15 protein-coding genes are annotated in these 13,298 nt (G+C 38.1%); 5 read left to right on the top strand and 10 right to left on the bottom strand.

The features are described 5' to 3' along the window. The first annotated feature begins 52 nt into the window (after positions 1–52). From CCY97_RS05420 to CCY97_RS05405, 4 genes are all read left to right on the top strand, one after another. Positions 53–1,519, top strand: coding sequence for a major outer membrane protein (locus tag CCY97_RS05420; protein ID WP_112064470.1), 1,467 nt, complete (start codon positions 53–55; stop codon positions 1,517–1,519). A gap of 261 nt (positions 1,520–1,780) precedes the next feature. After that, the gene (locus CCY97_RS05415) at positions 1,781–2,356 is read left to right on the top strand and encodes a MotA/TolQ/ExbB proton channel family protein (RefSeq protein ID WP_112064469.1); all 576 of its coding nucleotides are present in this window, start codon (positions 1,781–1,783) and stop codon (positions 2,354–2,356) included. Beyond that, entirely contained in the window at positions 2,349–2,750 is a 402-nt protein-coding gene (locus CCY97_RS05410) for a biopolymer transporter ExbD (protein WP_112064468.1), read from the top strand. The genes CCY97_RS05415 and CCY97_RS05410 overlap by 8 nt, the downstream gene beginning before the upstream one ends. Positions 2,751–2,753: 3 nt before the next feature. Next, positions 2,754–3,461 (top strand): TonB C-terminal domain-containing protein, encoded by a 708-nt coding sequence (locus CCY97_RS05405; RefSeq protein WP_112064467.1) that lies wholly within the window; start codon positions 2,754–2,756, stop codon positions 3,459–3,461. Here the strand turns inward: CCY97_RS05405 and CCY97_RS05400 are convergent. Continuing rightward, positions 3,451–4,449 (bottom strand): YeiH family protein, encoded by a 999-nt coding sequence (locus CCY97_RS05400; RefSeq protein WP_112064466.1) that lies wholly within the window; start codon positions 4,447–4,449, stop codon positions 3,451–3,453. The genes CCY97_RS05405 and CCY97_RS05400 overlap by 11 nt on opposite strands. An 87-nt stretch (positions 4,450–4,536) precedes the next feature. On the opposite strand from CCY97_RS05400, the gene CCY97_RS05395 reads away from it, so the two are divergent. Further along, a complete protein-coding gene (locus CCY97_RS05395; protein WP_112064488.1) occupies positions 4,537–6,090 on the top strand; it encodes a glycosyltransferase in 1,554 nt (517 codons plus the stop codon). Here the strand turns inward: CCY97_RS05395 and CCY97_RS05390 are convergent. From CCY97_RS05390 to CCY97_RS05350, 9 genes are all read right to left on the bottom strand, one after another. Further along, complete coding sequence (locus CCY97_RS05390) at positions 6,087–7,457, bottom strand: UDP-N-acetylmuramoyl-L-alanyl-D-glutamate--2,6-diaminopimelate ligase (protein ID WP_112064465.1); 1,371 nt, start codon at positions 7,455–7,457, stop codon at positions 6,087–6,089. The two genes, CCY97_RS05395 and CCY97_RS05390, sit on opposite strands and share 4 nt — an antisense overlap. Beyond that, positions 7,426–8,049 (bottom strand): hypothetical protein, encoded by a 624-nt coding sequence (locus CCY97_RS05385; RefSeq protein ID WP_112064464.1) that lies wholly within the window; start codon positions 8,047–8,049, stop codon positions 7,426–7,428. Before CCY97_RS05385 ends, CCY97_RS05390 begins: the two co-directional genes overlap by 32 nt. A 37-nt stretch (positions 8,050–8,086) precedes the next feature. Next, entirely contained in the window at positions 8,087–8,368 is a 282-nt protein-coding gene (locus tag CCY97_RS05380; protein WP_112064463.1) for a NifU family protein, read from the bottom strand. A gap of 150 nt (positions 8,369–8,518) precedes the next feature. Beyond that, a complete protein-coding gene (locus tag CCY97_RS05375) occupies positions 8,519–9,739 on the bottom strand; it encodes a phosphoglycerate kinase (RefSeq protein ID WP_112064462.1) in 1,221 nt (406 codons plus the stop codon). Positions 9,740–9,771: 32 nt separating this feature from the next. Beyond that, complete coding sequence (locus CCY97_RS05370) at positions 9,772–10,095, bottom strand: histidine triad nucleotide-binding protein (RefSeq protein WP_112064461.1); 324 nt, start codon at positions 10,093–10,095, stop codon at positions 9,772–9,774. Between the two features lie 40 nt (positions 10,096–10,135). Further along, positions 10,136–11,302, bottom strand: coding sequence for a cation:proton antiporter (locus CCY97_RS05365; protein WP_112064460.1), 1,167 nt, complete (start codon positions 11,300–11,302; stop codon positions 10,136–10,138). A gap of 40 nt (positions 11,303–11,342) precedes the next feature. Continuing rightward, positions 11,343–11,951 carry a phosphoribosylglycinamide formyltransferase gene (gene purN, locus CCY97_RS05360; protein WP_112064459.1) on the bottom strand — a complete coding sequence of 203 codons (609 nt, stop codon included), beginning with the start codon at positions 11,949–11,951 and terminating at the stop codon, positions 11,343–11,345. Continuing rightward, complete coding sequence (locus tag CCY97_RS05355; protein ID WP_112064458.1) at positions 11,948–12,175, bottom strand: hypothetical protein; 228 nt, start codon at positions 12,173–12,175, stop codon at positions 11,948–11,950. Before CCY97_RS05355 ends, purN begins: the two co-directional genes overlap by 4 nt. A gap of 13 nt (positions 12,176–12,188) precedes the next feature. Then, positions 12,189–13,283 carry a DHHA1 domain-containing protein gene (locus CCY97_RS05350; RefSeq protein WP_112064457.1) on the bottom strand — a complete coding sequence of 365 codons (1,095 nt, stop codon included), beginning with the start codon at positions 13,281–13,283 and terminating at the stop codon, positions 12,189–12,191. Positions 13,284–13,298: the final 15 nt, after the last annotated feature.

Here is a 13,298-nt window from a genome sequence, read left to right as displayed (position 1 = left end):
TTATGCGAAATAATCATACTTACGTTTATATCACAGAAGGAGGTTCTTACACATGGCCAAGACATTTAAATTTTCGTTGGTGGCAATTACTGCTCTTAGTACATTAAGCGGCGCACTTAGCTCTGTGAGCGCGGCAAGTCTGCAGGAAGCAATTGAAGATGTGCAAATCTCAAATTTAACTATTATGCGATACACATCAAAAACAGGTTTGGGAGATGCCGCTTCTACTGCATCTGGATCGAGATTTAAGCTTGTATCTTATCTCAACCTTTTGACACAAAGTTACGGTGGCTTCCAAGGTGGTTTAGGGTTTTACTACAATCAAGGGAGCAGCATGCCTTTTGCTAAGGGTAGCAATAGCGCACATAACGACTTGTTGGGTAATGGTGGATCACACTTAGGTGGAGAGGGTGTTATTGCAAACCTCAATGTTTTTGGTATATCAGAAGCATTTTTGAGTGCAAAAACAGAGGACAGTAAATATACAACCAAAATGGGTATCACTTACATCAGGACGCCTTTTACTGATCCTGGCGCAGATAGAGGTGTCGGACTAGTCGTGCAAAGAAAAGCTGGTAGTACCACACTAGTAGGTGCTATGTATGATTCATGGATAGCTTTGGATGTGTCATTTATGTATGGTCTTGCAAAAGATAAGAAGGCTAATGGTGATAAAAGTAAATTATCTACTATTACCGATGCCCAAATGAGTTTTAAAAACAATCTTTACTATGTCGGATTGGAAAAAACTGCGCCTGAAGATGGTGGATTCGATCTTAAACTTTATGTTTGGGGTATAAAGAGAATAGTAGATGCAAGTGCGTATCTTGAATTGGGCTATAACATAGGTGATTTTAGACTTGGCACACAGGTGGCTTATACATATTTTGGCACACTTAATGGTTCTCCATTTGCTAGCAATTATGATAGTGTTCCTAATATGCGTGGAAATGCTTTGAGAAATATGTATGAACCTCGTAGTAAGGCAGTAGATAAATCAGATCGAATCAATCCAGAGAAATTGCTAGCAGGTGATGCTGGACTTTACAATGTCCAAGCAAGCTACAAAGCTTCGAGCTTTAACTTCAAAACAGGCTTTACGGGAAGCTTTGGCCAAAGTTACGGTGCGCTTATTGACAACCAAGGACAGTTCAATCTTGGCGGTGTGGTATGGCATAACATGTTGATTTATGGAGGAAACGGTGCAAGTATGTTTGGAACTGGTGGTGTCAAAAACACAAACATTATGGTAGGTTATGCAAAGTTCGTAGTCAGCCCTACTAAGAAAATCAATGTTGGATTTGATGTCGCCTATGTAAGTGGTAACAACAACTTATCTGGTGATGACAACAATTTCACAAAGAAAACACAAAATAATAACAATACGCAGTTTGTGGAATTTACACCTTCGCTTACATATAAACTCAATGAACGTTTCACATTTACAGGATGGTATGGACAAACTGTTGGTGATATGAAGCTTAGCATAGCAAGAGCTGAACTTAAGTTCGTATTCTAAACTTTGAATCACAGAGGTTTTCAGTCGCTTAATTGCGACCTGACCCGCTCACATTTAACTCTCTTTTCTCACCTTGTCTTACAGTATCTTTACTTTCTGATTAAAGACAACTCAAAGCATCCTTAAGCGTTACTTTTTCTTAAATAGACTCCCAGGCACAAAGAGACTAAAACGCTCATAAGATTTTGCAACGTCTTAGTTTCTAGAAAAATGGCACTAAAAATGCTAGGAAACACCGGAAGTTTTATTGAAAGGGTAGTTATGGAAATTTTTTGGGCGTTTCTTACGCAAAGTACTCCTATCACGCTTATTGTGATTATCTGGCTTAGTGTATATTTGTTTAGTACATTCTGGATTTATATTTATAAATCTTTTTCACTTCGTGTGTGGTTGGATTCTGAAAACCATAATCTTGATATGCTCTTGACAAATTCTGTGCAAGTGCCAAACAACACTATTCTTCGAACGATCTTAAACAACAAGAATATTTCACAACTTGATAGTGAGCTTTTAGGTGTATGGAAAACTAGAGCATTCCAGCAAGCAACAAAAGGACTCGTGGTCTTAAGTATCATCTCATCGACTGCACCTTTTATAGGACTCTTTGGCACAGTTGTTGAGATACTAGAAGCATTCTCTCGCCTTGGTGGAGGGAATATCTCTTTTGATGTGATAGCTCCTATTATCTCTCAAGCTTTGATAGCTACAGCTTGTGGGATTCTCTCAGCAATACCTGCATATTCTTTCTATCTGCTTTTAAAACGCAAGGTTTATAATCTCGGAGTATGCATCCAAATGCAAATAAATCTTATCTTAAATGGTGCACGTTATGACTGATGAAGAATTACAATTAGACGAAAAACCAGAGCTTAATATCACTCCACTTGTTGATGTAATGCTTGTGCTTTTAGCTATTTTGATGGTAAGTGTGCCATCAATTGCTTATCAAGAAAATATCACATTGCCTCGTGGTTCAAAAAGCCAGAAGCTTAGTCAAGATTCTATGCTAGAAGTACGTGTGAGCATTGATAGAAAAATCTATATACGCGATAATGTGTATGAATTTGAGGGATTTACTGATAATTTCACATTATTCTCAGCGCCATTTGACAAAAATATGCAAGTCTTTATCCGTGCGGATAAGAATCTGCGCTATGACGATGTAATTTATATCTTAAAATCCATCAAAGAAGCTGGGTTTTTACGCGTATCACTTGTAACAAGTGCTTAGAATATGAGAGAGAAAAAAAATACCTCATTACTTATCTCAAGCGGTGTTATTGCGTTTTGCTTGCAGGCATTGCTCGTGATTGGATTATTTCTGGCATTTTTTACTAAACCCAAGAAATACACTACTGTTGCTAACTCAAGTATTGCTATCCAATCTATTGATATAAAAGCCTACTTGGAGCTGGAATCTAAAAGCATCCAAAAAGATATGCCAAAAAATAATCCACTCGAAGGTGGTGGATTGCAAGAGATGTTTGCTAGGACAGATATTCAAACTACCAATCAAGCACAGACAATTGATGATGATAGAGCCACTCGCGCCCAAAACACCAAAGCACTCAACGAGCTCGCCGATAAATCCCGTGCATTGACAAATGCCCTGCAGAATATAAAGACCCTAAGTATCAGTAATATCTCTTCAAATAAGCAAGATGGTGAATTTGATGCATGGTATGCACAGGTGAGTTTGATTTTACAAAAAGAGTGGGATAACAGCTTGTATTTTCTACCAAGTGATCTCTTGGGCGTGGCTGCTATCACAATCAATCAGAGAGGCCAAATGCACTTTATTATCAAACGTTATGCACAAGAAAGCCAGTTTGACGCTGCTTTAGAGTCAACACTAAAGAATCTTGAGCTGGCGAGTTTCCCGCCTCCGCCAAATGGCTCTCGGACTATTTTGGTGGAATTTAAAAGCAACCCTAGTAGGTAAAAAGACGCACAAGAGCATAACTACCAACTCCCAAAATAAGACATAACACAAAACCAAAGCTAAATGCCTTTAATCCGTATGCAGCAAATTTTTTAAAATCAATCTGTAATCCCAATGCGCTCATTGCCATCACAAGACAAAATGTACAAAGCATATTGGCAGATTCCACGAATACTTGAGGGAGATTGCAAGTGGAATGAAGCACAATCACAGCTAAGAATCCAAAGGCAAAATATGGGATTTGCAGCGTTTTTGCGCCTCGAGAATCCGTAAAAAACAGAGGCACAATAAATAGCACCGGTATAAGTAAAAGCACGCGTAGCATTTTGACAATTACTGCAAAATCTTGGCATTCATTTGATATAGCACTTCCTGCAGCTACGACATTGGCCACTTCATGCAAGCTGACACCTAGAAAAATCCCCCATTGCATAGAATCCAATCCCAATGCAGAAAATGAATACAGTAGCGGATAAAAAAACATACCCAAAAGCCCAAATACCACCACACAGCCAATAGCGATAAGACTCTTATAGGGTGGGGATTTTAGAGCAGATTCTAAAGCTAGGATGGCTGCTGCGCCGCATATAGCACTTCCTACACTAATAAGCAAGGCCATCTCTTTATCAAGCCTAAAAATTCTTATGCCAAGAAATGTACCAATACACAAAATCCCAACAACCACGCTAAGACTTATAGCAACGCCACTTACCCCAACACTTGCAAGTCCCTCAAGGGTAATACGAAACCCATAAAGCACAATCCCTAGTCGCAATAATTTTTTTGCACTAAAACTTACACCTTTATTACAGAACTGCTCTTTAGCCCTATACACACTTGAAAACAATATTCCAGCAAGCACACCAATTAATAATGGTGAAATAGAGAGGCTATAAAAAACTTGCAAGGAGGCAATATACATACTTACAAGAGCAAGTACAGAAGTGAATATAAAACCATTCAAAAGATTAAGGATGTTTTTGTTCATGTTTGTGATTCCTTTATTTGAGATGATGCGCTCTAACGGTGAGAAAACCCACGATCGCAATCTGTTATAATGCGCGCCATAAGTGAGGTGTGTATGCAAAAAATTAGCGTGTGTATTCTAGTAAAAAATGCACAAGAAACTTTGCAAGAATGCTTAGAATCCGTCCGTGGATTTGATGAAATTATTTTGCTTGATAATGGCAGCACAGATTCCACTCTAGAGATTGCACGTGAGTTTCAAAAGAGCTTTGGGGCTTTGAGGATAGAATCTAGCAAGTTTCTTGGCTTTGGTGCATTAAAACATCTAGCCGTAAGTTATGCAAGAAATGATTGGGTTTTTGTTCTGGATTCTGATGAGGTGGTAGAGTCTTGTGTGTATCAGGAACTAGAAAGTCTCGAATTTGCAAGAAACCATATCTATGCCCTAGCGCGTAAGAATCTCTATAACAAAGAATGGATTAAAGCATGTGGGTGGAGTCCAGATTTTGTGCTAAGAATTTTTAACAAAACCTATACACGCTTTAATCAAAATCTCGTGCATGAAAGCATCATAATCCCAACTGACTGCCAAAAGCTTTATCTCACAAGCACGATAAAGCATTATGCATATCGCGATATAGAGCATCTGCTGGATAAATTGCAAAAATATTCTACGCTTTGGGCAAATGAGCATATCTATAATACCAAAGCCACTCCACTCAAAGCATATACAAGAGGGTTGTGGAGTTTTATAAGGAATTATTTTTTTAAAAAAGGCATTGCATATGGCTATAAGGGTTTTATTATCAGTGTGTGCAATTCTTTAGGTGTATTTTTTAAATACATGAAACTTTATGAATTACAAAAAAAACCTCTGTCTTGCTCTCTTGTGGTGACTACCTACAACCAAAAAGAACGTTTGGCATTAGTGCTAGATTCTCTTAAAAACTTAGCTGTATTACCCACTGAGGTCGTTATCGCAGACGATGGAAGCACTAAAGATACAAGAGAGCTGATTGCAAAATACCAACATGACTTTCCTTGTAAATTGCAGCATGTATGGCAAGAGGATAGAGGATTCCAACTCAGCGCAATCCGCAACAAAGCCATAAATCAAGCGCAAGGAGAGTATATTATTGTCATAGATGGAGATATGATTTTGGATTCTCACTTTGTGGATGATTACATCAAAGCAGCCAGAAAAGGTGTATTCACTCAAGGCTCAAGAGTGATTTTAGACTCCAAAAACACAGAGAATATCTTAAAATCTCAAGACTACCGTCTTGCGTTTCAAAAGAAGTCTTTGAAATCATATAAATGCCACCTTCTCTCGAAATTGATCTTTTCTACAAGCACACTAGATTCAAGTGTATTTGACAAACAAACATTGATTAAAGGTGTGCGTGGGTGTAGTATGGGATTTTTTAAGCAGGACTTTATGCGTATCGGTGGATTTAGTCAGAAGTTTCAAAGCTGGGGGAGAGAAGATTCTGAATTCGTCGCAAGATTTTTGTTTGCCGGAGGAGAGTTTAGGCGACTAAAATTTAGCGCGATAGCCTACCATCTCTACCACGATGAATCACCCAAAGGTACTTTGGAAGCCAACCACGCTCTGTATTTAGAAACGATAAAAAACAAATCCACTTTTTGTAAAAACTCTTAGAGTGTGGCCAGCAAATTTTTTATAACCTCTCTATCATCAAAATTACAGATTGCATCTCCAATGATTTGGGAAGTCTCATCACCCTTGCCAAGCACGAGCAGTATTTCATCTTGTTGTAAATCTCTTAAAGCCAACTTTATGGCTTTGGCACGATCAGGTTCTATGATAAGAGCTTGTTGTGTATCTATACCTTGTGCTATCTGCTCTATGATAGCGAGGGGATCTTCATCTCGCGCATTATCACTTGTAAGATAGATTCTGTTTGCATAAGCTTGCGCTATAGCACCCATTTTTGGACGCTTGCTCTTGTCTCTGTTGCCACCAGCCCCAAAAAGCACCACGATTTTCTTGCCTTGAAAACTCGCAAAGATTTGCTCCATGCCATCAGGAGTGTGAGCAAAATCTACAATCACCAATGGATTCTCGCTCACCACCTCCATACGCCCGCTTACACCTCTAAATTTTTCTACCTTATTACAGAAGTCTTGCAAACTCAGATCTTTAAACCCTCCTGTGTTTGTCTGAATATTTTGGCTCAGAATCTTGCAAGCACAAAGTGCGCATAAGAGATTGTAGAGATTGTGCTTGCCAAGAAGCGGGCTTGTAAGCAGCGCATTCTCGCTTATCTGCCCTATCTTAGATTCTAAATGTGCAGAGATTCCATCTTGCAGGCTAAATGTAGTAACGTTTAAATTTGCTTCTTTAGTGATTGCATAGGTATAAGCATTTGTAGATTCAAAACTCGCATTTGCCTCATCGGCATTGATGACTTTTAGTTCAGTATCTCGAAAAAAGCTGTTTTTGACACGGATATACTCATTTAGGGTTTCATGGAAATCAAGATGATCGCTTGTAATATTACTTAGGAGTTTGAGAAAAAATGGCACGCCTATAATCCTCTCTTGGACTATTGCATGCGAGCTTACTTCCATAATGAAAAAATCACAATCTTTTGCTAGCTCAAAATCCTCATAAAGCTCTAGCACACTTGGGGTTGTAAGCCCCTTTGGCTTTATCTCACGCTCATTGATAAAAAACCCGCGCGTGCCAAGTACAGCCACACGAAAGCCGCAATCAAGCAAAATCGAGGATATACACGCAGCAGTAGTTGTTTTGCCATTTGTCCCTGTGATTCCAACAATATACTTGGGGAGGGAGAAAATCTGCGCAAGATTTTTTGATTCTATATATGCAATAGCTTGGGGGTTGTGTGTATAAGAATCAAGTGGGCAAAGCGGGAGATTTCGAGTATATCTTGCATTGAGCTTTGTCTGGACAAAAAGGCAACTTTTGGTTATTTGTGTTGTGTCGTCTGTGATTGCATCAAAGCAAATATTAGGAAAGTTTATGTTTTTTTTTATGATCATTTTTTAGTGCTTTGGTAATAATCTCATCGAGTTCATAGTCATAATACACTTCGCGTAAATGCTCAATATATTCTAATCCGATGTCTAGAAAACCATTTTCAATAAGTTGTTGCAAGAAGCTATAAAACTCTTGCTTACTGACAAAAATAATGCGTGTGCTAAACATCAGATCTTCAAAGGCAGTTTTGAAGCTAGAGCGGGATTTGACTGCTTTCAAAAAATCTTGGTACAAAATTCCATCTAACTCTTCTGCTTTTTTTGTGTCAGCACTTTTGAATACTGATGAAAGGAAAAAGGTCGCTTTGTCCATAGATTCTAAAATCTCAAGAATCTGTGCAGTAGCTTTTGATTTTGTGGTTTTATTCAAAAGAATCTGATAGTAGTCAAATAAATGCGAAGCATGCTCTGGGAAGTCCAGCGCGCTATCACTAAGAAGTAATCCGATTTTTGCTTCTTTGTTTGTGGGATCCAAAGACAATACATGGGCAAATGTGCGAAAAGCAAGCGCATATTGCTTTTGCGAAAACTGCTCAAAACCTTTCTTATTTGTTTTGTTGATGACATAACGCGTGTTGATAGAGGAAAGCTTCATATTGATTTATCCAAGCAAAATTATCTAGCTCACAAAACTATCTTAATTGGAAGGGATTTGGCTCATTATGAGGGATATTAACAAGCATTATATCCGGATGAATCTCTTCTTTTAAGCGATTTTCTATAGCATATTTTAATGTGTTTGCACTGCTTGCGCAGCCATTACAAGCACCTTCTAGTCTTACATAAACACGCGCATCTTTGATACCTAAAACACTAATATCCCCGCCATCTAGATGTAAAGTAGGACGCACTTTTTGGATTACCAATTCTACGGGAGTTTTTAATTCTTCGTCACTGAAAGGAAAATCTTGCATACCAACTCCTTTGCTTAGTCTCAACTAATTTATCGCTCGCAAACAAAGCCAATCAATCTCTTTTGAAATAGTCTTTGTTACGATAGATAAGAAATATAACATATGCGATCAAAATCCCTGCGATAATGTATTTTTCTTCCATTGCCATCTTTAAGATTGTTTTTTGTCTAATACTTCAAAAGCTGGCAGAATCTTGCCCTCCAAGAGTTCAAGGCTAGCACCACCACCTGTAGAGATAAAGCTCATATTACCCCGCTCGCCAGTTTTGTCAATCGCATCTGTTGTACCCCCACCGCCAATAAGACTAAAAGCATAGGTATCACTTACTGCATGTGCAAGACTAAATGTCCCTCGTGAGAATTCTCCGATTTCATAGATTCCAAGCGGCCCATTCCAAATAATAGTTTGAGAATCTCTTACTACTTCGCTAAAAAGCCTTGTGGTTGCAGGACCCATATCCACTGCCATATAATTAACTGGTATATCCTGGGCTGGTGTAATTTTAATATGCTCGTGTTTTTTAATATCATCAGTGCTTACTACATCTACAGGCAAATAAACTTTTACCCCTTTGTGTTTGGCTGTATCAAGGATCTTGCGGGCTTCTAGAACAAGATTATCTTCCACGAGCGATTTTTGCATATCAAATCCGATAGCTTTCAAAAAAGTATTACTCATAGCTCCACCTATGATAATTTTGTCAATTGAATCTAAGATGTTATAGAGCAAACCTAATTTTGAGCTAACCTTGCTTCCACCTACGATAAGCAACACAGGCTTAGGTGGATTTGCTAGAGCTTTTGTAAATGAATCTATCTCTTTTTTTAGCAAGATCCCTGCGACTTTTTCCTTAACAAATGCTGCTATACCATAGGTACTAGCATGTGCGCGATGGCTTGTGCCAAAGGCATCGTTGACATATACATCACAAAGTGCTCCTAACTTCGCGCTTAATTCTTTGTCGTTAGCTTCCTCGCCTTCGTAGTAACGGATATTCTCACATAAAATGACCATATTGTTTGTACTAAGGCTTTCTTGTAGTGTCTTTGCAGATTCTATACTATCAGCAAACACCACATCCTTACCAAGCAGACGCTCAACACGCTTGAGAATATGCTTGAGGGAAAATTCATTCATACGCCCTTTTGGTCGTCCTAAATGGCTTATCAATACGATACTTCTTGCGCCATTATCAATACAATAATTAATCGTTGGTAGTGCTTCGCGGATTCTCGTATCATCAGAGATATTGAAATCTTCATCGAGTGGCACATTAAAATCTACCCTAATAAGTATGCGTTTGTTTGTCAGTTCGATATCACGCACACTCTTGACACCTCGCATTATTTCAATGCTAGCCATTTTATTCATTGTCACTCCTTAAAGTCTTAAATATTGAGTTGCTAGAATCCTTTGAGTTTCTCTCCACCCAAAATATGAAAGTGCAGATGCGGAACTTCTTGCCCACTATCGTCTCCAATATTAGTAATTATCCTATAGCCGCTTTTATCAACTCCTAGTTTTTTTGCTACCTCTTTGGTGAACTCGCTTAGGCCTAGCAACACTTCTGCTGGAGCATTTTGGAAGTCTTTGTAACATTTTTTAGGGATCGTTAACACATGTATTTTCGCTTTTGGAGCTATGTCATAAAATGCTAAAAATTCATCATTTTCCAATACCTTCTTGCAAGGTATCTCTCCAGCAACAATTTTTTCAAAAACATTCATATTGATCCTTTGAATCTAAAGCTACAAGCTGGGGATTATATCACATCGAATTTTTCTTAAACAGAGCCTTAATAAACACACTAAAGAAAATTCCTTCAAAGATTGCACCAAAAATACAAGAAGCATAAAGCGAGTCTGAAAGCACGCCAAATTTCTGTCCCATACTCGCAGTAATAACCAAAAAGGTAAGCGGCATACAATCACTAAGCGCAAAAAGTAAGGTGTATTGGAAGCTTTTGAAATAGTGTAAAAATACTAGACCTGCTGATATAACTCTTATAGCTAGCATACCGATGACAAGATAGAGCGCATGGAGCAAAATGCTAGGATTTGTAAAAACTACAGAAAGATTAATAGTGCTACCAACGTATACAAAAAAGAATGGAACAAAGAATCCAAAACCAAAATCACTAAGCTTTTGTGGCAATGTGTGTTTGTATTTGAAATAGGTAGCAAGTATTACGCCTGCAATAAATGCCCCTAGTACCTTCTCTAACTCTAATACAGTGGTTAACACAATAAAAAGCACAAAAAGCATAATGACAAAACGTATGTCTTGAGAGTTTGTATCATCATGTGGTAGAAGCAAAAGTTTGAGGTGTGGAAGCCACCAAAAGAGAATATTTGCGAGCTTAAACACACCAACCACACAGAGCAAAAACACTAATAGTATGATGAGATTCTCAGCCAAATGCCAGCTCAAGCCGTACTTATAAATTCCTTCAAGTGTTGTGAGTATGGTGATACTTACGACCTCGCCTAAGATTCCAATTTTTAATGCAAGATTGAGCCAAGCGTGATTGCTACCATAATCGCGTATAAGCACCATAATCATGCCCAGACTCATAACCGGCAAAAGCGCAATAAAGATCATAGGAAGCTGGAATATAACCACCACAAGAGCTGAGAGCAAATAAAGACTCAAAAAATAAACAAGTGCTTGAGAGAGGAATTTTTTACCCATAGAACGTAAAGTTTTTAAATCAACTTCCATACCGCACAAAAACATCAAGAACAAAAGCCCGGTGTTGGCGATGATAGCTATATACTCTTCTTGTGTATCAACCAATCGAAAATATCCCGCAAAAATCCCCAGCATGATTTCAGAGACAACAATTGGAATCTTTATGAGATTGCTTAATGGTGTAGCAAGCACTATCAAAATCACAATAATCACAAAAGGCAAGATAGATTCTATACTCTCCATGCATATCCTTGAAATATATTTGCAGAGAAGACTTGAAAACCTAGACTTTTACTCGTTTCAAATTTAGCGCTAGTAAAATTGCTTGAGGAAAAAGATCATATTCTAGCGCGTGTATGCGAGTTTCAAAACTTTCAAAACTTTCATTGGTTATTTTTTCTAGTTTTTCTTGCAAGATAATTTCTCCGGAATCCAACTCCTCATTTACCCAATGCACACTTACTCCACCATAATTTTCCTCACTTTGAAAACTCTCTTTTATAGCATATGCACCTTTATGTAACGGTAAAAACGATGGATGGATATTAAGCGCCTTGATACGTGTTGTGAAATATGGGCTTAGGATTCTCATAAATCCACTTAAGACACATAAAGCGGGATCAAACATCTGAATCTTTTCTACCAACTCATATTCGAAGTCTTGCTTACTTCTGTTTTTGCTTGGGATGATAAAGTGCGGAATGTTTTTGGATTCTAAATGCTGCAATCCCCTTGCTTGTGGGTTATTACAGATACATGCTGCAACTATGATTTGGCATAGTTTGTTTTGGGAATCTAGAAATTCTCTTTGGTGGAGTTTCTCTATAAGGTTAAGCATATTGCTTCCATTACCACTAAATAAAATGACGATTTTTCTCTCTTGGGATTTCATACAAAAAATTCTTTGTGTCTTTGGCGCAAGAGCTTTATCGCTTGGATAATCTCATCAAGTCCATAAAATTCATTCTGTTCAAAACTCTCATCATCAAGCAGTTTCTCGTAGGCTTCTAAAGCCTGTGGGATTTTATGCTTTTTGACTCCTGCAAAAAACAGCGCTGCACTGAGTGTATCTACAAGCTGTTGGGCTAGTTCTTCTATCGAGAAATCCTCATCCATGACACTCTCCTAGTTATATAAGTCTTGATGGGTTTGCAAAACGCATCAAGACCTGAGATTTAATGTCTGCATAAGAAAAGCTTTCTTTAAAACCATCAAATTTCCCACCAGAAGCATTTTTATGCCCCCCACCACCAAAAAACTCTTTACTCAATGCATTCACATCACATTTGCCATTAGCACGCAAACTTACATTGCCTTTATTGTTTATATCAATATAAAAATCATATTCTGGATTTTGCGTCAAAAAAAGATTTGCAAGCACGCTAATGCCTCCCATACAATAACTCAAAAATCCAAGATAACCATGCACTTCTATACTGCACTCTTGTTTTTTCGCGCTTAGAAGCTTTACTTGTGCATGCGAAATGACATAGTCCATAGTTTCTTGTTCTGGATTACCGCCTAGTATCTGTTTTTTAAGCTTGTATAAAGCATTATCAAACTGCACCGCGCTATTTTTTTTGCCCAAAAATTCTTGCATAGATTCTATGATGTGGAATTTGTAATCTCTGTGTTCATTATCAAACATAAAACGATTTAGCTCGCTAGCTTGTGCTATTGCATTAAGCGCTACCTTGCCAAACTCAAATTCATAGCCATTTTCTTGCCAAATATCTACAGAATTTGTCATAGATGAAAGGTTGTCAATCCAATTGGCACGCTTGTCATCAAGAAGTGTATAGGTGCTTAGGAGATTATGCCAAGTGATTTTGCTAGCACACCGCGTGGAATCCAAAAAATACCACTCAAATTTATTCGCGCATTCCTGTCCACTGATGTGATGATCAAATAAAGAGAGCATGATATTTCTCCCTTCACTTCTTAGAGCCTCAACTTTTTGTGTAAGAGCTTGGGATTCTTGGAGGGTAAGATTTAAATCGGTAATGAGTATGAGGTAGCTTTGCGCATTCTTTTGTGTGTGGAATTTCGTGCTTAATTTCGCGGTAGGGTCATTGGCGATTCTTTCGATTATAGAATCTAGTCTCACTCCTACCTCCCTGCCATAATTTGCATTAAAAAATACAATATCTTTGAAAAATTCCCTTGCTATGTATTGGCACATATAGCCATCCAAATCAGTATGAGACAGGTGAAAAACCTTCATGAAACTCCTTTAAAG

The sequence above is a fragment of the Helicobacter sp. 10-6591 genome (assembly GCF_003288805.1).
Taxonomy (GTDB): Bacteria; Campylobacterota; Campylobacteria; order Campylobacterales; family Helicobacteraceae; genus Helicobacter_F.
Note: the sequence above shows the minus strand (reverse complement) of the source record. Positions and strands in the feature narration are given on the sequence as shown.